Origin of the sequence: Burkholderia sp. BE17, from assembly GCF_009362305.1 — a bacterium.
In the GTDB taxonomy this organism is placed as follows: Bacteria; Pseudomonadota; Gammaproteobacteria; order Burkholderiales; family Burkholderiaceae; genus Burkholderia; species Burkholderia pyrrocinia_C.
Genome location: NZ_WHNU01000015.1, coordinates 84,715 through 103,696 on the forward strand (window position 1 = coordinate 84,715; position 18,982 = coordinate 103,696).

The 18,982-nt window shown below is 68.5% G+C and carries 14 protein-coding genes; 8 read left to right on the top strand and 6 right to left on the bottom strand.

What is annotated here, in order from left to right; translation table 11 throughout:
• Positions 1 to 31: 31 nt before the first annotated feature.
• Positions 32 to 475, bottom strand: a complete 444-nt coding sequence (locus GD429_RS15060) for a PaaI family thioesterase (RefSeq protein WP_034181638.1) — start codon at positions 473 to 475, stop codon at positions 32 to 34.
• Between the two features lie 349 nt (positions 476 to 824).
• On the opposite strand from GD429_RS15060, the gene GD429_RS15065 reads away from it, so the two are divergent.
• Positions 825 to 2,453, top strand: coding sequence for a methyl-accepting chemotaxis protein (locus tag GD429_RS15065; protein ID WP_152857613.1), 1,629 nt, complete (start codon positions 825 to 827; stop codon positions 2,451 to 2,453).
• Here the strand turns inward: GD429_RS15065 and GD429_RS15070 are convergent.
• A complete protein-coding gene (locus GD429_RS15070; RefSeq protein WP_152857614.1) occupies positions 2,426 to 3,535 on the bottom strand; it encodes an AGE family epimerase/isomerase in 1,110 nt (369 codons plus the stop codon). The two genes, GD429_RS15065 and GD429_RS15070, sit on opposite strands and share 28 nt — an antisense overlap.
• Before the next feature lie 114 nt (positions 3,536 to 3,649).
• On the opposite strand from GD429_RS15070, the gene GD429_RS15075 reads away from it, so the two are divergent.
• The 4 genes from GD429_RS15075 to GD429_RS15085 all read left to right on the top strand — a co-directional run bounded on the left by GD429_RS15075 (position 3,650) and on the right by GD429_RS15085 (position 6,960).
• A complete protein-coding gene (locus tag GD429_RS15075) occupies positions 3,650 to 4,348 on the top strand; it encodes an MgtC/SapB family protein (RefSeq protein ID WP_152857615.1) in 699 nt (232 codons plus the stop codon).
• 92 nt (positions 4,349 to 4,440) lie between these two features.
• Positions 4,441 to 5,982, top strand: coding sequence for a flagellar hook-length control protein FliK (locus tag GD429_RS41065; RefSeq protein WP_152857616.1), 1,542 nt, complete (start codon positions 4,441 to 4,443; stop codon positions 5,980 to 5,982).
• Between the two features lie 175 nt (positions 5,983 to 6,157).
• Positions 6,158 to 6,313 carry a hypothetical protein gene (locus tag GD429_RS40455; RefSeq protein ID WP_193727111.1) on the top strand — a complete coding sequence of 52 codons (156 nt, stop codon included), beginning with the start codon at positions 6,158 to 6,160 and terminating at the stop codon, positions 6,311 to 6,313.
• A gap of 167 nt (positions 6,314 to 6,480) precedes the next feature.
• Positions 6,481 to 6,960 carry a GNAT family N-acetyltransferase gene (locus GD429_RS15085; RefSeq protein WP_152857617.1) on the top strand — a complete coding sequence of 160 codons (480 nt, stop codon included), beginning with the start codon at positions 6,481 to 6,483 and terminating at the stop codon, positions 6,958 to 6,960.
• A gap of 302 nt (positions 6,961 to 7,262) precedes the next feature.
• Here the strand turns inward: GD429_RS15085 and GD429_RS15095 are convergent, their stop codons facing one another.
• From GD429_RS15095 to GD429_RS15105, 3 genes are all read right to left on the bottom strand, one after another.
• Positions 7,263 to 10,109 (bottom strand): heavy metal translocating P-type ATPase, encoded by a 2,847-nt coding sequence (locus GD429_RS15095; RefSeq protein ID WP_152857618.1) that lies wholly within the window; start codon positions 10,107 to 10,109, stop codon positions 7,263 to 7,265.
• Positions 10,110 to 10,292: 183 nt separating this feature from the next.
• Positions 10,293 to 10,616, bottom strand: a complete 324-nt coding sequence (locus GD429_RS15100) for a type II toxin-antitoxin system HicB family antitoxin (RefSeq protein WP_047902238.1) — start codon at positions 10,614 to 10,616, stop codon at positions 10,293 to 10,295.
• Positions 10,613 to 10,864, bottom strand: a complete 252-nt coding sequence (locus GD429_RS15105; protein WP_152857619.1) for a toxin HicA — start codon at positions 10,862 to 10,864, stop codon at positions 10,613 to 10,615. Before GD429_RS15105 ends, GD429_RS15100 begins: the two co-directional genes overlap by 4 nt.
• Before the next feature lie 326 nt (positions 10,865 to 11,190).
• Between GD429_RS15105 and GD429_RS15110 the strand changes: the two genes are divergently transcribed.
• Together GD429_RS15110 and GD429_RS15115 are read left to right on the top strand one after the other, a co-directional pair.
• Positions 11,191 to 12,627, top strand: a complete 1,437-nt coding sequence (locus tag GD429_RS15110; RefSeq protein WP_152857620.1) for a DUF1254 domain-containing protein — start codon at positions 11,191 to 11,193, stop codon at positions 12,625 to 12,627.
• A 151-nt stretch (positions 12,628 to 12,778) separates the two neighbouring features.
• The gene (locus GD429_RS15115; RefSeq protein WP_152857621.1) at positions 12,779 to 16,669 is read left to right on the top strand and encodes a DUF748 domain-containing protein; all 3,891 of its coding nucleotides are present in this window, start codon (positions 12,779 to 12,781) and stop codon (positions 16,667 to 16,669) included.
• A 57-nt stretch (positions 16,670 to 16,726) separates the two neighbouring features.
• Here the strand turns inward: GD429_RS15115 and GD429_RS15120 are convergent, their stop codons facing one another.
• Positions 16,727 to 16,948: a hypothetical protein gene (locus GD429_RS15120; protein ID WP_059238606.1), complete on the bottom strand. Its 222-nt coding sequence runs from the start codon at positions 16,946 to 16,948 to the stop codon at positions 16,727 to 16,729.
• A 248-nt stretch (positions 16,949 to 17,196) separates the two neighbouring features.
• Between GD429_RS15120 and GD429_RS15125 the strand changes: the two genes are divergently transcribed.
• Positions 17,197 to 18,873, top strand: a complete 1,677-nt coding sequence (locus GD429_RS15125; protein WP_152857623.1) for an alkaline phosphatase family protein — start codon at positions 17,197 to 17,199, stop codon at positions 18,871 to 18,873.
• Positions 18,874 to 18,982: the final 109 nt, after the last annotated feature.

The following is an 18,982-nucleotide window of genomic DNA, read 5'->3' on the forward strand; positions in this document are numbered from 1 at the left end:
CGGCCGCTCAGGCTGTTTTCAAGCGGTTTCTTCAGGCCGTTTCTTCCGGCGTATCCGGCATCTTGCCGTCGCCGACGCGGTTGATCGTGCCTTGCGCGATCGCGACGAGCCGCTCGTGATCGCCGTCGATGACGAACACATGACACTGGCAGGTCGCCTGGTGCCGCCCTGCGTAGACGAGCTTCGCGCGGGCGACGAGCGTGCCGTTCACGGCCGGCCGCAGGTAGTTGATCTTGTATTCGGCCGTGATCACGCGCGGGCCGAGCACGAGCGCGCCGGCGAACGTCAGCGCGTTGTCGGCGAGATAGCTGATGACGCCGCCGTGCACGAAACCGTGCTGCTGCCGCAACTCGTCGCGCACGTGCAGGCACAGCGACACCTCGTTGTCGCCGATATGCATCAGCTCCGTGCCCAGCAGCATGCTGAACGGTTGCGCACGCAATGCGCCGCGTGCGTGATCCGTGATGTCGGTCATCGAACTTCCTTCGAAATGAGTGCCCGCTTGCGCTGAACTCTAGGAAGGGGGCTGCGGATAAGCAAGGAAATTCGTCCGCGATTCCTGCAATTGCCGGCGCGATGCGACGCGATTATTGCGTCGAACGCAGAAGTTGTCCTTGTTAGCGGGCGATTCGACGGGAATGCGCGAGCGAAGCGCGTCACTGGGCCGTCTTTTCGGCCGCACCTCGCCCGCCGCACGTAGGCGGCCCCACCCAGGCAGCCCCGCCTTAGACGACCTCACCTAGGCGGCCCCACCTAAAGTCCGACGAAGAAATGCCGCTAATGCCGGGGCATTGCCTCATCGTCCGCTTCCCAGGAATCTCCCCATGTTCGGAAAAATCAAGCTCGCGTCGGGTCTGCTCGGCGTGTTGACCGTGTTTTGCCTCTTCCTGTTCGCGATCGAAGCGCTCGGCTTCCGGGCGCTCGCGTCGACGCGCGGCGGCGTCGACGATCTGTCGAACGTCGCGATCGCGCAGGTCAACGCGGCCAACCAGGCGACCGAGCACCTGCTCGACGCGCGCATCAACCTGTCGCGCGCCGGCACGCGGATGGTGCGCGGCGGCCCGAAGCCGGAGGACATCATCCGCCATGCCGGCGCTTCGCTTGCCGACGCGGACAAGGCGTTCGCCGCGCTGACGGCCGCGCAACCGGTCGACGACACGAACCGCGCGCGCGTCGCGGCGCTCGCCGAGCGCTATCGCGCGCTGCGCGGCGCGCTCGGCGAACTCGTGCAGTTCCTCGACGCCGACAACATCCAGGCGTTCCTCGACCAGCCGACACAAGGCATCCAGGACGCCTATATCGCCGAACTGCATCGCTTCGCCGAATACGGCAGCGCATCGAGCCGCACGGCGCTCGACACGATCTACGGCGGCATACTCTGGTTCAAGTCGGTCGGCATCGCGCTGCTGGTGGCGATGCTCGCGGCGAGCGCCGCGATCTACGCAGCCGCGCGGCGCGCGGTCGTCGCGCCGCTGGATGAAGCGGGCCGCCATTTCGAGCGGATCGCGTTGGGCCGCCTCGACGAGCCCGTGCGGGCGGGCGGCGTGTTCGAGATCGACCGGATGCTGCGCGGCCTCGCCGCGATGCAGACGAGCATCGCGGGCACCGTGCGCACGGTGCGCCACGCGTCCGATGCGATCCACCTCGGCGCGGGCGAGATCGCGGGCGGCAACGCCGACCTGTCGGCCCGCACGGGCACGCAGGCCGCATCGCTCGAGGAAACGGCCGCGAGCATGGAGGAACTGACCGCGACCGTCCGCCAGAACACCGACAGCGCACGCGCGGCCAGCGCGCTGGCCGACGCGGCGCTCGAAGCGACGAGCCACGGCGGCGGCGTGGGCGACAACGTGATCGACCGGATGCGCGGCATCGCGCAGAGCTCGGGGCGGATCGCGGAGATCATCTCGGTGATCGACGGCATCGCATTCCAGACCAACATCCTCGCGCTGAACGCGGCGGTCGAGGCCGCGCGGGCCGGCGAACAGGGGCGCGGCTTCGCGGTGGTCGCGGGCGAAGTGCGCTCGCTCGCGCAGCGCAGCGCGCAATCGGCGAAGGAGATCAAGGCGCTGATCGAGGATTCGGTCGCGCAGATCAACGGCGGCGCGGAACTCGTCGAGCGCGCCGGCGACGCGATGCGGACGGTGTCGGCATCGATCACGCGTGTCGTGCAGACGATGTCGGAGATCACGTCCGCGTCGGTCGAGCAGAGCGTCGGGATCGAGCAGGTGAACCAGGCCGTCACGCAGATGGATCAGCTGACGCAGCAGAACGCGGCGCTGGTGGAGCAAGTCGCGGCGGCGGCCGCGTCGCTGAACGACCAGACCGCGCACCTGATGCAGGCGGTGTCGGTGTTCGAACTCGGCGATGCGCGCGGCGAACGCGCGGCACTCGGCGAACGCGCGGCGCCGTCGTTTGCCGACGCGGGTTACGAACCGGCCGGCAGCGCCGCGTAGGCGGTCGCGAGATGGTAGGGCGTCGTCGACGGCATGTCGGCGCGCGACACCTGCCCGTCCGCCGTCTTGCACTCGAACCAGCCGCGCGGATGCAGGAAGCGCGCGGCGAAGCGCTCGATCTGCCGCGCGAGCGGCGCGGAGGCCGGCGTGCCGCCGTGCGTCGCGAGCGCGCGCAGGTACTCGGTCTGCGCCCAGATCCGCTGCGTGCCGTCGATGCACGCGCCTTGCGCATCGAGCGCCGCGCAGACGCCGCCCGTTTGCGCATCGACGCCGTATTGCTCCGCGAACGTGAACGCGCGCGACAGCGCGCCGGGGAGCCCGGTCTGCGCGAGCCGCGCACCGGCCGCATCGACCAGATAGAACCATTCGAACTGATGGCCGGGCTCGAAACGGTTGTCGGCCGCGCCGAGCGGCAGCTCGGCCACGCAGCCGGTCGCCGCGTCGACGAACGTGCGCTCGACGGCCTGCGCGGTGCGAATGAGCGCATCGTCGAACGCCGCATCGCCGAACGCGTCGGCGGCCGCGAGCCATGCTTCGGTCAGGTGCATCAGCGGATTCTGAAGCGCGCCGCTGCCGGATGACGAGAAATCGGCGTGGCGCTCCGCATCGAGCAGCGCGTCGCCATGGCGCGGCGCGAAGCGGTCCTGGATCAGCGCGGCGGTTTCCTCGGCCACCGCGCGCGCGGCGGCGTCGCCCGACGCCGCATGCCACGCGGCGCACGCGAACACGATGAACGCGTGCGTATAGAGATCCTTGGTGGTATCGAGCGGCGCGCCCTGCGCGTCGACGCTGTAGATCCAGCCGCCGTGGCGCGTGTCGCGGAAGCGGCTGCACAGCGCGTCGAACAGCGTGGCTGCGTGCGCTGTGTCGCCGGCCTGCGCGAACACGAACAGTTGCCGCGCGCAGGCCATTGCGCGATAACGGGTGACGGGCAGCGGCGCGTGGGTGGCCGGATCGACGGCCTCGAACGGCAGCTGCAACGTGCGGTCGAACCCTGAACCCCGCCAGATCGGCAAGACGACGTGCGCGAAATGGTGGCGCAGCTGGGCGGCCTGGGCGGAAGCGGAGTCGGAAACGGACATGACGGGGTTGAGCGCTTGGATCTGAACGTGTCGGCGCGGCCCGGAGGATCGGCGCGGCCGGGGCCAAGGATAAAACATTCCGCGCGGCCGGCACAAAAAAAGGAGATAAATCGGATGCTCAGCAACCTGGAACTCGTGATGCGGCTCGTTCTCGCGGCGGCGCTCGGCAGCGTCATCGGCTTCGAGCGCGAGCGCCTGTCGTGGGCGGCCGGCCTGCGCACGCACATGCTCGTGTGCGTCGGCTCGACGCTGATCATGATCGTGTCGGCGTTCGGTTTCGCCGACGTGCTCGGCAGCAGCGAGCACATCGTGCTCGATCCGTCGCGGATCGCCGCGCAGGTCGTGTCGGGTATCGGCTTCCTCGGCGCGGGCTCGATCCTGCTGCGCGGCGAGATCGTGCGCGGGCTGACGACGGCCGCGAGCCTGTGGTCGGTCGCCGCGATCGGCCTCGCGGTTGGCGGCGGGCTTTACGTCGCGTCGATTTCGGCGACGATCATCATCCTGATCATCCTGGCCGGCATCAAGCCGCTGGAGCGGCGCTATTTCACGGTGCGCCAGCGGCGCCAGCTTGCGCTGACGGTGGTGAGCGGCGCGCTGACGTTCGATTCGCTGCACGCGGCGCTCGGCCCCGACAGCGCGCGCGTGAAGCAGTTCATCGTGCAGCGCGCCGACGACACGGGCGAGCACGACGAGGTGCGCATCGCGCTCGCGCGGGTGTCGGAACTCGAATACCAGGCGATCTGCAACAAGCTGCGCGCGTTGCAAGGCGTCACGCGTTTCGAGGAAGGGAACGGGTTGTCGGGCGACGAATAGGCTGAATCGGTTGCGGGGCGTGCGACAATGGCCGGCCACCGATTCCGTTCGACATCCGGTTCCGCGCTCGCGGGCCCCGCAATCCGATCTCCATGACCGAATCCGTTTCCACGCCTCGCTCCCGTTCCCGTTCCAATCGTTCGTCGGCCCGTTCACGCCAGCGCTCGGCGGCTGCCGCGGGCAGCGCGTCCGCGAGGGCGACGTCGCGGCCCGGCAACGCGCCGGCCGGCGATGCGCCGCGGGACGAACTGACGCTCGACCTGTTCGGCGATCCGGTGCTCGAACCGGGCGAGCGGGTGCCGGTCACGGTGCGCGACGAAGCGGCTGCGGAAGCCGAAGCGGCGGCCGGTGTCGCGGACGATGCGGCCGCCGGGCGCCAGGCCTCGCTGGACGGGTTCAGCGCGCCGGAGGCTGCGAGTGCAGCGGGGCATGCGGAAGCTGACGGTGCGGTGAAGCCGGAAGTTGCAGTGGTGGCTGACGGTGTTTCGGCGCCCGAAGGTGGTGATGCTGCGAACGCGGGCGGTGTGTCAGTGGCTGATGGCGTTGCAATGAAGGTCATCGATGCGCCTGCGGCGGATGGCGTTGCAACGAAGGCAGCCGATGTGCGTGCGGCCGATGGCGGCACGGTGGCGGTGGCCGAACTGCAAGCGGCAGATGGTGCTGCAGCGAAGATGGCCGATCGGCAGGCGACCGATGGCGAAGTTGCGAAAGCTGCTGTCGAAGCGGCGGCCGGCGTCGCGGCTGTCAAATTCCGCGAAGCGCGATCTTCCGGCGACGCAGTAAAGGAGCGCCGCTCGTCGTCGGGCGGCAAACGCCGGGCGGCTGCCGGCGCAAGCGACGCGACGTCGGGGCAATCGGCGCTGGTCGCGACGAGCGTCGACATGGCGCCGGACGCGACCGGATCGAACCCGGTGCCGGACGCCGCTTCGACGGTCGAGCCGCAGACGCAGGCACAACCGGCCGAGCCGGCGAACACCGCGAATACCGCGAATACCGCGAATACGGCGAATACGGCGAATACGGCGAATACGGCGAATACGGCGAATACGGCGAATACGGCGAATACGGCGAACACGGCGAACACGGCGAACACGGCGAACACGGCGAACACGGCGAACACGGCGAACACGGCGAACACGGCGAACACCCGTGACGCTGCCCCGGCCGACGCCTCGCCGTCGCCGGTCACGCAGCCTGTCGCTTCCGCCGCGTCCTTCGTGACGAAGCCGTCGTCGGAACGCGCGCAACCGGCCGCGCCGGCCTTCGATCCGGATACGCACCTCGGCCCGTTGACCGACCGACTCGCCGCGTTGCAGGCCGACGTGGACGGTTTGACGCGCACGGCCGATCGCGAGATGCGCCGCGTCAACCGCTTGTTGCTGGCACTGGCTGTCGTCGTGCTGGCAGGGCTCGTCGCGCTGATGCTGCAAACACGGCAGATCGCGCACCTGAAGCAGGACGCGGCCACCAAGCAGCAGCGGATCGATCGCCTGGCGGCCGATCTGTCGACGCAGCAGGCAACCCTGATGACGCTCGAGGAGCACCACGAAGCGCTCCTGTCGCAAGTCGACCGGCTTCAGCGTAATGCGAATCGCGAGGCGGCCGTCGCGAAGCGTGCCCGTCGCACACGCTGATCGTTCAGACCCTATCCTGGAAGCCTGACGGGGCAAGGATCGACGTTCCGCGCCGGTAATCGGTGGCGGTGCGCGCGCGGCAAACTGATGCGGCGTACTGGCAGAGTTCAGGGAAAACCCTTAGAATGGAGTCCGTCTAAGGGAAAACCCTAGACACAACTGTCAGGAGTCTCACATGAGCTTCATCCTTGCCCTGCTGCAAAAGATCGACGACCTGTTCGTATCGCCGCACCTGCCGCTCGACGCCGATTACTCGTACGCTGCACGTCATGTCGAAGCCGAGCGCGTGCGCCGTGCGCATCTCGTGCCGATCGTCTTGTATCGTCGCTGATTCGCTGATTCGCTGATTCGCTGATTCGCTGATTCGCTGATTCGCTGATTCGCTGATTCGGCGCGGCGCCCGCTGCACCTGCCTGCCTGTTTTCCGCCGCTGCCGTGCGCGCTGGCACGACGGTCCCGCTACACTGGAAGTTGGATTCCTCTCACGGCGACCGGGCCATGCTGCAGATGCGGCCGATGACGGCCGGCGAATTCCACGCGTACCGCACGCGAGCCATCGAAGGCTACGCGCGCGATCTCGTTTCATCCGGACAAAATGCTGTCGAAGACGCGGCCGATCGTGCACGCGCCTGTTTCGACACGCTGCTGCCGGACGGCCTGCGGACATCCGGCCAGACACTCGTCGTGCTCATCGACGGCGCCAGCGGCGACGCGGTGGGCGACCTCTGGTACGCGATCGTGCCCGAAGGGCCGAACCGCACGCTGTTCATCTACGACCTTGAAATCGTCCCGTCCCGGCGCCGCCAGGGCTGGGCCACGCGCGCGCTCGACGCACTCGACGCCGAAGCGCGCCGGTACGGCATCACCGAGATCGGGCTGTCGGTGTTCAATCACAACACGGCGGCCCGCGCGCTGTATCGTGCATGCGGCTTCGCGCCGATCACGACGACGTTGATCAAGCCGGTTATCCAGGGCTGAATCCGCTGGCCCGCGCTGCGTCGTCACGTGCGACCAATTCCACACACACCGCTGACGGCCGACGCAGGCCACCCTCCTGATCCTTCGTGTTCGCCGAACGCCGAACGCCGAACGCCGAACGCCGAACGCCGAGCACCGAGCACCGAGCACCGAGCACCGAGCACCGAGCACCGAACGCCGAACGCCGAACGCCGAACGCCGAGCACCGAGCACCGAGCACCGAGCACCGAGCACCGAACGCCCAACGCCAAACGCCCAACGCCCAACGCCAAACGCCCATTCGGCTAGTTCACCTGCACGCCTCAGTGCGCCCGCCCTTTCCATCTCCGCAGCAGCAGCGCGTTGGTCACGACGCTGACGCTGGAAAACGCCATCGCCGCGCCCGCGATCACCGGGTTCAGCCAGCCGAGCGCCGCGAGCGGCACGCCGATCAGGTTGTAGACGAACGCCCAGAAAAGGTTCTGCTGGATCTTCCGGTACGTGCGTTTGGAGATGTCGATCGCGTCGGCGACGAGCGCCGGATCGCCGCGCATCAGCGTGATGCCGGCCGTGTGCATCGCGACGTCCGTGCCGGTCGCCATCGCGATGCCGACATCGGCCGCGGCGAGCGCGGGTGCATCGTTGATCCCGTCGCCGACCATCGCGACGATCCCGCCGTGCGTGCGCTTCAGTTCGGCGACGACGCGCGCCTTGTCGTCGGGCAGCACCTGCGCATGCACTTCGCCGATGCCGAGCGCCGCCGCGACGGCCGCCGCGCTGCCGCGGTTGTCGCCCGTCACGAGCACGCTCGCGACGCCGCGCGCCGACAGCGCCGCGATCGCGTCGCGGGCGCCCGGCTTCACGGTGTCGCCGAACGCGATCAGCGCGAGCAGCACGCGCGGCGCATCGGCGCGCATCAGCCACGAGATCGTGTTGCCCGCGCGTTCGAGCTCCGCCGCGCGCGCGTCGAGCGCGGGCGGCACTACCAGGCCGAGCTCGTCGCGCCAGCGCGTGCTGCCGAGCGCGAGCAACTGCCCGCCGACGCGTGCTTCCACGCCGCGTCCGGCCACCGCGCGCGCATCGGCTGCAGCGACCGCATCGACTGCAGTGACCGACGGCGCCGTGTTGTCGCGCGACGCCACGTCCGCATCGTGCGCGGCGACCACGGCGCGTGCGAGCGGATGGTCGCTCTGGCGCTGCACCGCCGCCGCGAGCGCGAGCGCTTCGTCGCGCGGCATGCCGACGGCTTCGAACGCCGTCACGGACGGCTTGCCTTCGGTCAGCGTGCCGGTCTTGTCGAACGCGATCACGGTGGCGCGCTGCGCGAGCTCGAGCGCCTGCGCGTCCTTGATCAGCACGCCGTGCCGTGCCGCGACGCCCGTGCCGGCCATGATCGCGGCGGGCGTCGCGAGGCCGAGCGCGCACGGACACGCGATGACGAGCACCGCGACCGCGTTGAGAGTCGCGGTTTCCGTCCCGGCGCCGGCGATCAGCCAGCCGGCCAGCGTCAGCAGCGCGATGCCGAGGATCGCCGGTACGAACACTTCGCTGACGCGATCGACGAGCCGCTGGATCGGCGCCTTCTCGGCCTGCGCGGATTCGACGAGGCGGATGATGCGCGCGAGTGTCGTCTCCGCGCCGATCGCGGTGGTTTCGACGATGAGCGCGCCTTCGCCGTTGATCGAGCCGGCGGTGACGGCGTCGCCGTCGTCCTTCGGCACGGGCAGGCTTTCGCCGGTGATCAGCGATTCGTCGATATGCGAGCGGCCCGACACGATCCGGCCGTCGACCGGCACGCGTTCGCCGGGGCGGATGCTGACGTTCGTGCCGACGCGCACCTGCGACAGCGGCACGTCGCGTTCGACGCCGTGCTCGACGACGCGCGCCCGATCGGGCCGCAGCGCGTTCAGCGCGCGGATCGCCTCGGTGGTCTGGCGCTTCGCGCGCGATTCGAGCCATTTGCCGAAGCGCACGAGCGTGACGATGACGGCCGACGCCTCGAAATACAGGTGGCCGGGATGCGCGGGATCGCGCAACAGCATCCACAGGCTCAGCCCGTATGCGGCCGACGTGCCGAGCGCGACGAGCAGGTCCATGTTGCCGGCGCGCGCCTTCACCGCATGCCAGGCCGCGCGGTAGAAGCGCGCGCCGAAGCCGAACTGCACGATCGACGCGAGCACGAGCTGGAGCCAGCCGGGCAGCATCAGGTCGATGCCGAACGGCGCGACGAGCATCGGCGCAACGAGCGGCGCGCTCAGCACTGCCGACCAGATCACGAGGTTGCGTTCGCGAACCGCTTCGCGGCGCTTGCGGGCGTCGGGATCCTGCGCGGGGCTGGCCGGTTGCGCGTCTGCGCCGGCCATTACGCCGGCCGACGACGCGGCGGCGAGCGATGCGCGGTAGCCGGCCGCCGTGACCGCCGCGATCAGCGTGGCGGCGTCGAGTGCGCCGGCGCCGTGCACCGATGCGCGCTCGGTCGCGAGATTGACCGACGCGCGCGTGACGCCCGGCACGGCGGCCAGCGCTTTTTCGACGCGGCCGGCGCAGGACGCGCAGGTCATGCCGCCGATGTCGAGTTCGAGATCGGCGGAGGCGGCGGATTCTGCCGGCCGGACGGCGATGGCGGCGGCGCCGGCGACCGGCGTCGCGCCATAGCCGGATTGTTTTACGGCTTCGACGAGCCGCGCGGCGGAAACGCCTGCCGCGGCGTCGACCGTGGCGCGCTCGGTCGCCAGGTTGACCGATGCACGCGTGACGCCCGGCACCTTCGCCAGCGCTTTTTCGACGCGCGACACACACGACGCGCAGGTCATCCCGTCGATATCGAGTTCGATCGTGGCAGTGGCCGCAGGCAACGCCGCTGCCGTTACGGGTGGCGTTTCGTCGTGCAGCGTGTGCGCCGCCAGCGCGGTCGCGACGGCCTCGACCGCCGCTGCACGCACGACCGCACGGTAGCCGGCCTCGCCGACTGCGTCGACGAGCCGGCCGGGCTCGACCGTTTCCTGCGCGGTCACCGTTGCCGTGTGTGGGTCGAGATCGACCGCCACGTCGACGACGCCCGGCACGGCGGCCAGCGCGCGCTGCACGCGGCCCGTGCAGCCGCCGCAATGCATGCCGTCGACGCTCAGTTCGATCGTTTGCAGCGCTGCGGAGGCAAGTGGTTCAGTCATGTCGGATTCCCAAAAAGCGCGGATCGTGCCGCGAATGATCCCAGTATCAACATTCCCATGATGGGAAGGTCAAGGGATGGCGACGCTGTCGATGCACACTGGTTGTTCCGGCCCGGAAAAAGCCGACGCCCGGCTTCCAGGCGGGCAGCCGGACGGGTCATGCCCTTGCGCTCGATTGCGCGGTCAGGCGCAGAGCTTGGCGCTCGCGAGACGATTCAGGCTGACGCCTTGCTCGGCGGCCTGGATTACCAGCGCGCGATGCGCCTGCGGAGGAATGCGAACCTTGAATTCACCGCTGTAGGTTCGGTCGGCGATCGGCTCGGGCACCTTCTCCCCGTTCGCGGCCATGTCGCGCACGACATCGGCGACGAGCCGGCGAATGCCGGCCAGTGCGCCTTCCGGCGTTTCGTCGAGCCATGAAAGAGACGGGAACTCCGCGCACAGGCCGACGTGCTCCCCGTCCTCCGGGGACCACGTTACGCGGTACGTAAAGTGGTCTTGGGTCATGATTTCTGTTCCTTCAGTCGATCGATCGCGTCGAGAACCTGCCGCACCTGATACGCCTTCGCTTTCCCGCGATCATTCTGGATATTCACTCGTGGATCGCCTTGCCACGGTGTCTTGAAAATAGCGTGGCTCGACCCGGATTGGCGGGCCGCTCCGAAGTGTGCCTCGCAGACCTTGAACAGATCGTTGAATCGCACATTCGCGGGCTCGCGCCTCATCAGTTCGAGGATCTTCGATACGCTAGCCATACCGAATGGTGTCAATATTGACACCATTCGTCAATCCGGAATTCGCCCCTTCAGTCCGCGATTGTTTCGGCACGTGCGTGTGTCGTTCCGGTATCTCCGATTTTGTGACGAATCTCTCGAACTATTTCGAATTCGTCGACAGTTCGGCCAGCGTTCACCCCGCTATTCGGCATATTAGGGATTGCCCCGAGGCGCTATGATACCGGCCTGACATCAGCGCCCACCGTCGCGAAACGGCGATCCGGGCAGGCTGAGGTGCCTTGCGTTCGCCGTTCGCGAGTGGAGCAGGGCGTTGATTGAAAAGAACGATATTCGGCCAGTAATCGATGATTGAAAACCAACGAGAATCAGTTTCTCTGCGGCGCGCGTGCGCGTCGCTGGCCATGGCGGCGTTGCTTGCGGGATGCGCGTCGCAACCCGACGCGATCCAGCGGAAAACCGGCTGGATGCGTGCGGAAGTGGCCGACTCCTATATCTATGCGTATCCGCTCGTGCTGATGGACGTCGCGAAGGAAGCGGCGACGGGCGGCGACGGCGCGCATCCGGGGCAGGCGCCGCTCAACACGCTGCGTCACGCGCAGGCGCTGCCGCCCGTCGGCGCGGTCAATCCGCCGCTGCCGGGCGTCGACACGCTCGACTCGACCGGCTGGCTCGACGTCGCCGCCGAACCCGTGATCGCCACGCTGCCCGACACGCGCGGCCGCTACTGGGACGCGCGCGCGCTCGACATGTGGACGAACGTGCTGTGGTCGTCGTCGAGCTTGCCGGCACGCGGTGCCCGCAGCGCGGCGCGATCGCAAACGATTGCCTTTGCCGCGAAGGGCTGGCAGGGCACGCTACCGAAGGGCGTGCAGCGCGTCGACGTGCCGTCGGGCAATGCGTGGCTCGAAGTGCGGCTGCAGACGAGCGGCGGGCGTGATCTCACGAACGTGAAGAAACTGCAGCGCGCGATCCGCGTGGTGCCGCTTTCCGTTTACACGGGCGCGGCGCGCGGCGCGTCGGTCGCGGTCCATGCGGGTAGCGCGCCGTCCGAAGCGGTGGGCGGCGGCACGCCGGCCGAGCAGGTGGCCGCGCTCGACCCGAAGGCGTTCTTCGCGCGCTTCGCGCAGGCGCTGCAGGACAACCCGCCGCCGGCCGACGATGCGCACGCGCAGGAATTGCTCGGCGACATCGGCGTGTCGGCCGGCTACCCGGTGCTGTGGACGGGCGACCGCCTCGTGGCCGCGACGACGGGTGTCGCCGAGGCGCGCGCGCGGCTCGCGACCCCGCCGTCGAACCTGCTGAACGCGAACGGCTGGAGCTGGATCGGCGACACGGCCGGCAAGTACGGCCAGGACTATGCGCTGCGCGCGTACGCGGCCTACACGCAGTTCGGCACCGCGACGCGCGACGACGAGACGCTCGCGGTCGTCCGCGTGGACAGCGACGGCCATGCGCTGAACGGCGCGAACCGCTACGTGCTGCATTTCGCGCCGGGCGCGCGGCCGCCGGCGCGCGCGTTCTGGACGCTCACGCCCTACACGACGAACGGCGCGCTGCCCGACCTCGGGTCGGCGCGCCGCTCGCTCGGCGATCGCGACCGGCTGCGCCGCAACCACGACGGGTCGATCGACATCGTCGTGTCGGCGTCGCCGGGCGGCGCGTATGCGGGCAACTGGCTGCCGGCGCCGCGTACCGATTTCGCGCTCGCATTGCGCCTGTACGCGCCGAAGCCGCAGGCGAGCGACGGCTCGTGGATGCCGCCCATCGTCGTCCGGAAATGAACAGTTGAGCGGCGCCGTCGTCCGACCCGCGGGCGCGGCGGCGGCGCCCGACCTCCGTACCGGCACCTCCTGAGCCTATACTTTCGGGATAGCGTGCGCGGCCGTTCGGTTTTCCGGCGCGGCCCGGCATCCATTCCCGAGATATTCAAGCATGGCAAGCGCAGACAAGAAAACCGTATCCTCGACCCTCCATGCCCTCGGCGGCGTTGCACGCTCGCGGCGGACCCGGCGTATCGGCATCGGCGTACTGATCTTCCTGGTTTTATTCGGACTGCTCGGGTTCTTCGCGGCGCCGCCGCTGATCCGCCATGTCGCCGAACAGCAACTGAGCAAGCAGCTCGACCGGCCGGCCACGATCCAGCGCATCGCGCTGAATCCGTACACGCTGAATCTCGAAGCCGACGGCATCCATCTCGGCGAGCGCGGCGGCCAGGGCGACTTCATCGACATCGGCAAGCTCGTCGTGAGGCCGTCGTGGTCGTCGCTGTTCCGCGGCGCGCCGATCGTCAACGAAATCCGCGTCGATTCGCCGCGCTTTCACATCGTCCGCTACGACGCGCAGCGCTTCAACTTCACCGACCTGATCGAGAAGTTCTCGACGCCGTCCAAACCCGAAAGCAAGCCGACGCAATTCTCGGTGTCGAACATCCAGGTGAACGACGGCCGGATCGACTTCGACGATCGCCTGCTGAACGAAAAGCACGTCGTCGACAACTGGATGCTCGGCATTCCGTATATCGCGACGCTGGCGTCGAAGACCGACATCTTCGTCGAGCCGAAGCTGCGCATGCGTTTCGACGGCAGCCCGATCGCGATCGACGGCAAGACCAAGCCGTTCGCGCAGTCGCGCGAGTCGGAGATCGCGCTGAAGTTCGACCGCCTCGACGTGCCGAAGCTGATCTCGTACGTGCCGGCGAAGCTGCCGGTGGCCGTGACGAGCGGCCTGCTGAGCAGCAACCTCGCGATCAATTTCGCGATGAACGGCGCGACGCCCGCGCTGCGTGTATCGGGCACCGTCGACCTGAACGACGCGAAGGTGACGGACCATGCGTCCGCGCCGCTGTTCGCCGCGCGCGGCGTGCATATCGCGGCGGCCGGCCTCGAGCCGCTGCGCAATGCGATGCACTTCGACGAGATCCGGATCGACCAGCCGGTGGTCGACCTGTCGCGCGACAAGCAGGGCGTGCTGAACGTCGAGAAGCTCGCCGCGCAGCCGGGCGCCGCACCGAAGGCCGAAGCCGGCAAGCCGGCGGCGTCGGGTGCCGCGGCCGCTTCCGGGATCGCCGCCGCAGCAGCCAGTGGCGCGAAGGCAGAAACCGCCGCCGCCGCAGCGAGTGGCGCGAAGGCAGAAACCGCCGCCGCAGCAGCCAGCGGCGCGAAGGCAGAAACCGCCGCCGCCGCAGCCAGCGGTGCGAAAGCCGAAACCGCCGCCGCCGCGAAGGAGGCGCCGCCGCTCGACCTGACGATCCGTCATTTCGCGATCGACGGCGGCACGGTCAACGTCGACGACCGCGTGCCGGCGACGCCGACCGCGCTGTCGCTGACGAAGCTCGCCGCGACGCTCGACGGTTTCTCGCTGCAAGGCAAGACGCCCGCGAAGTACACGCTGTCGACGTCGCTGTCGCGCGGCGGCGACGTGACGGCCGAAGGCGCATTCAATCTCGCGGAGAAGCAGGCCGGCACGAAGCTGACGATTGCCGCGCTCGCGCTGCCGGCGCTTCAGCCGTACCTCGGCGAGGCGACGCGCGCCCGCGTGCTCGACGGCACGCTCGGCGCGACCGTCAACGCACAGGCCGACTGGGGCAAGACGCCGCTCGCCGCGCAGGTCGCCGACAGCACGGTGAGCCTGAAGTCGCTGAAGATCGCGACGCCCGACGCGAAGGCGCCCGCGATCGTGCTGCCCGACGCGAGCGCGAAGATCACGAAGGTCGACGTCGCCGCGCGCACCGCGGAGATCGCGAGCGTCGACGCGAGCGGGCTCGCGCTCGACGTGAAGCGCCTGAAGGACGGCAAGATCGATCTCGCGGCGCTGGCCGAACCCGCGCAGGCATCGGTGCCGCAGCGCACGGTCGCGCGCAAGGCCGAAGCCGCCGCGCCGTCATGGCATTACCGGATCGACGCGCTGAACGTGAAGGATTCGTCCGCGAACTTCACCGACCTGTCGACGCCGCGCCCGGTGAAGCTGGCGATCAAGCCGCTGGAACTGTCGGTGCAGAAGTTGAGCGACGACCTGACCAAGCCGCTGCCGGTGCAGTTGAAGGCGACGCTGAACCGCAAGGGTTCGCTGAACGTCGCGGGCGACGTGACCGCGCAGCCGCTGAAGGTCGGCCTGAAGATCGACGGCAACCGCCTCGACGCGGCCGCATTCGAGCCGTACTTCGGCAGCGTGCTGAACGCGACCATCGCGAGCGCGCTGCTCAATGCGCAGGGCAACCTGACGTTCGCGCAGGTGAAGGACACGCCGCGCGCGACCTATCGCGGCGACGTCGCGCTCGTCGACGTGCGGATGCTCGACAAGGCGACGTCCGACCCGTTCGCGGGCTGGCGCTCGCTCGCGCTGTCGAACCTGAAGGCGAACTACGACGAGAAGGGCACCGACGTCGACGCCGCGCGCGTGACGTTCTCGAACTTCTACGGCCGCGTGCTGCTCGACGCGCAGGGCCGCCTGAACCTGAAGGACGTCGTCGCGAAGGAGACGGGCCCCGCGCAGTCGCTCACGCGCGACGCAAGCAAGGGCGAGCCGGTGCCGCTGTCGCCGCAGGCCGCGTCGGCGCCGGCGCCGGTAGTGGCCCAGGCCGCATCGGCCGCGTCCGCGCCGGCGGTCGTGAAGGCCGCGACCCCGCCGCAGAACCCGGTGCGGATGCATTTCGGTCAGTTGGTGCTGCAGAGCGGCCGCGTGACGTATACCGACAACTTCATCAAGCCGAACTACACGGCGAACCTCGTCGCGATCAACGGCACGGTCGGCGCGTTCGGCACGGATTCGACGACGTCCGCGCCGGTCGATGTCGCCGCGAACCTGGCGGGCAACGGGCCGATCTCGATCAAGGGTTCGGTGAACCCGCTGATCGAGAAACCGGCGCTCGACCTCACGGCGACCGCGCACGACATCGAGCTGACCAACCTGACGCCGTATTCGGCGAAGTACGCCGGCTATCCGATCACGAAGGGCAAGCTCAACGTCGACCTGCACTACCAGCTCGCGAACGACCAGTTGTCGGCGAACAACCACATCTTCATCGACCAGCTCACGTTCGGCGACCACGTCGAAAACGACACGGCGACGAAGCTGCCGGTGAAGCTCGCGATCTCGCTGCTGAAGAACACGCGCGGCCAGATCGACGTGAACCTGCCGGTGTCGGGTTCGCTGTCGAATCCGGAGTTCAGCATCGGCGGGCTGATCTGGCACGCGGTGCTGAACCTGATCGCGAAGGCCGTCACGTCGCCGTTCACGCTGCTCGCGAATGCGTTCGGCGGCGGCGGCGAGGATCTCGGCTACGTCGAGTTCGCGCCGGGCACGTATGCGCTGACCGACGCGCAGCAGCAGAAGCTCGACACCGTCGTGAAGATGCTGACCGAGAAGGCGTCGATCCGCCTCGACCTGATCGGCCGCGTCGATCCGGCGAAGGACACGCCGGGGCTGCGCGACGCGTATGTCGAGCGGCTGGTGCGCCAGCAGAAGCTGAAGGATGTGGTCGGCCAGGGCGAGAGCATCGATCCGATGTCGGTGAAGGTCGACCCGGCCGAATATTCCAAATACCTGACGCGTGCGTACAAGGCCGCCGACTTCAAGAAGCCGCGCAACCTGGTCGGCCTGCAGAAGACGCTGCCCGATGCGGACATGAAGCAGGCGCTGGCCGATCACGCACCGGCCGACGACAACGCGCTGCGTGCGCTCGCGCAGCAGCGCGCGCAGGCCGTGCGCCAGTACCTCGACGGGAAGATCGATTCGAGCCGCGTGTTCGTCGTCGCGCCGAAGCTCGATGCGAAGGGCATCGAGGACAAGGGCGCGACGACCCGCGTCGATTTCGGGCTCCAGTAAGCCGTCGTTTCATCCGCTGCCGCCGCGTCCGCACAAGCCGGGCGCGGCGGCTTTTTTTCAGCGCGCGGCGATCGCCGGTTCGCGCTTGTCCAGTTCCTTCCTCGCGGCCAGCGGCAGACGTGCGTCGTCCCACTGCGTCAGCCATTCGATTTCCTTCGCGGTGAACACCTGTCCGTAATTGCGCAGCGCGTACTGCAGCGCGTCGACGACGTGATGGCGAATGATTTCGGGGGTGCGTGCATCGTCCAGCACGAACCGGAGAGCTTCCAGGGTCGACATAGTCGTGCTCCGGGTCAGGGAAAACCCTTTATCACACGCCAATAGTCGCGGGCCAAGCCGAAAAAAATTCCGGCCGCGCGCCGCCGCACCGAGCGGATCGCATTGCGACCGCTTCATGTCACTTGCGTTTGGTTACGTTTGACAGAGAACAGAAAGCCCCGCTTCATCCGGCCGCCGCACGATCCGGCGATATTTTGCGCGCCTGATGGCAAGTCACGCAGTTCAACATCAATCGGTGAGGTGGGGTGATGATTTCGTTTTTCGGTAAGCAGCGGAAGATGGCCGCGATGGTGGCGGGCGCGCTGGCGCTCGCAAGCGTGGGTGCGTATGCGGCGCAGCAGGACGGCAACGCTCAGGGCGAGGATCACGGCAATGCGCGCCGCGTCGTGAAGCACGTGCTGCTGATCAGCGTCGACGGCCTGCACGAGCAGGATCTCGCGCGCTGCATCGGCGCGAACACGTGTCCGAACATCGCGGTGCTCGCCAAGAGCGGCGTGACGTACACGAATGCGTACACGCCCGGCCTGTCGGATTCGTTCCCGGGCCTCGCGGCGCTCGTGACGGGCGGCTCGCCGAAGACGGCCGGCCTGTTCTACGACGTGTCGTACGATCGCAACCTGTATGCGCCGAGCGACACGACGTGTTCGGGCAAGCAGGGCTGGAACGTCGTGTTCGACGAAACGACCGGCATCGACGCGATCAACGGCGGCAAGCTCGTGCACCTCGACGGCGGCGGCGCGTTCAATCCGCAGGCGATCCCGCACGCGCGCGTGGGCGGCCAGTGCGTGCCGGTCTATCCGCACAACTACGTGAAGACCAACACGGTATTCGAAGCCGTGAAGGCCGGCGTGCCGAATGCGCACACCGCGTGGGCCGACAAGCACGCGTGGGGCTACGACTGGCTGAACGGCCCGTCGGGCACCGGCGTCGACGATCTGATGCGCACCGAGATCAACTCGATCGACCCGGCGACGAACACCGACTACACGGACGTCTATTCGCACACCGCGCGCTTCGACAACCTGCACGTGCAGGCGCTGATCAACCAGATCGAAGGCCGCGATTCGACGGGCACCAAGAGCGCGCCGGTGCCGACGCTGTTCGGCGCCAACTTCCAGACGCTGAGCGTCGCGCAGAAGTCGCCGGTCGCGAAGGGCGGCGGGTATCTCGACGCGGATTTCACGCCGAACGGTCAGGTCGCGAACGCGATCACGTATGTCGACAACTCGATCGGCCATGTCGTCGCTGCGCTGAAGCAGGCCAACCTGTACACGTCGACGGCCGTGATCGTGACGGCGAAGCATGGCCAGTCGCCGACCGACCGCACGAAGCTCGTGAAGAACGGCGACACGCTGACGAAGCTGCTCGAAGCGAACAACTACCTCGACCCGAACGGCAACTTCGGCCAGAACAACACGTCGACGGGCAACCTGAACGACGGGTCGGGCCTGGTCGGCACGGGCTTCGTGCAGACCGACGACGTCGGCCTGATCTGGCTGCGCGACCGCAGCCAGCGCACGGCCGTCGTGCAGACGCTGAAGGCGAACCTCGGCTGCAACGCGCCGGGGATCTGCGCGGACGGCTCGCAGGCGTACATCCTGTACGGCGCGGCGCTCGCCGACCGCTTCGGCGATCCGGCCAACGGCCGTACGCCGGACATCATCGTCCAGCCGAATCCGGGCGTGATCTACACGTCGAGCACGAAGAAGGACGAGGAGCATGGCGGCAACGCGCCGGACGACAGCCACCTCGGCCTGCTCGTGTCGTATCCGGGCATCCATCGCGCGCGCACCGTGAACGATCTCGTCGGCACGAAGCAGGTCGCGCCGACGATCCTCGAGCTGCTCGGCGCCGATCCGCGCCTGCTGCATGCGGTCGTGGCCGAGAACACGCGCGTGCTGCCGGGGCTCGGTATCGGGCGTTGAGCGTGATGGGCGGCGCGGCGCCGCGCTTCCTGCGCTGCCATGCCACCCGAGCCTGTCCGGCCGTGCCGTCCGGGCTTGCCCGGCTCCATGCCGTCCGAGCCTGTCCGGC

What these genes read in the sequence shown, in the direction of transcription:
- GD429_RS15060 (WP_034181638.1), bottom strand. Translation starts at nt 475, where the DNA reads ATGACCGACATCACGGATCACGCACGCGGCGCATTGCGTGCGCAACCG.
- GD429_RS15065 (WP_152857613.1), top strand. Translation starts at nt 825, where the DNA reads ATGTTCGGAAAAATCAAGCTCGCGTCGGGTCTGCTCGGCGTGTTGACC.
- GD429_RS15070 (WP_152857614.1), bottom strand. Translation starts at nt 3,535, where the DNA reads ATGTCCGTTTCCGACTCCGCTTCCGCCCAGGCCGCCCAGCTGCGCCAC.
- GD429_RS15075 (WP_152857615.1), top strand. Translation starts at nt 3,650, where the DNA reads ATGCTCAGCAACCTGGAACTCGTGATGCGGCTCGTTCTCGCGGCGGCG.
- GD429_RS41065 (WP_152857616.1), top strand. Translation starts at nt 4,441, where the DNA reads ATGACCGAATCCGTTTCCACGCCTCGCTCCCGTTCCCGTTCCAATCGT.
- GD429_RS40455 (WP_193727111.1), top strand. Translation starts at nt 6,158, where the DNA reads ATGAGCTTCATCCTTGCCCTGCTGCAAAAGATCGACGACCTGTTCGTA.
- GD429_RS15085 (WP_152857617.1), top strand. Translation starts at nt 6,481, where the DNA reads ATGCTGCAGATGCGGCCGATGACGGCCGGCGAATTCCACGCGTACCGC.
- GD429_RS15095 (WP_152857618.1), bottom strand. Translation starts at nt 10,109, where the DNA reads ATGACTGAACCACTTGCCTCCGCAGCGCTGCAAACGATCGAACTGAGC.
- GD429_RS15100 (WP_047902238.1), bottom strand. Translation starts at nt 10,616, where the DNA reads ATGACCCAAGACCACTTTACGTACCGCGTAACGTGGTCCCCGGAGGAC.
- GD429_RS15105 (WP_152857619.1), bottom strand. Translation starts at nt 10,864, where the DNA reads ATGGCTAGCGTATCGAAGATCCTCGAACTGATGAGGCGCGAGCCCGCG.
- GD429_RS15110 (WP_152857620.1), top strand. Translation starts at nt 11,191, where the DNA reads ATGATTGAAAACCAACGAGAATCAGTTTCTCTGCGGCGCGCGTGCGCG.
- GD429_RS15115 (WP_152857621.1), top strand. Translation starts at nt 12,779, where the DNA reads ATGGCAAGCGCAGACAAGAAAACCGTATCCTCGACCCTCCATGCCCTC.
- GD429_RS15120 (WP_059238606.1), bottom strand. Translation starts at nt 16,948, where the DNA reads ATGTCGACCCTGGAAGCTCTCCGGTTCGTGCTGGACGATGCACGCACC.
- GD429_RS15125 (WP_152857623.1), top strand. Translation starts at nt 17,197, where the DNA reads ATGATTTCGTTTTTCGGTAAGCAGCGGAAGATGGCCGCGATGGTGGCG.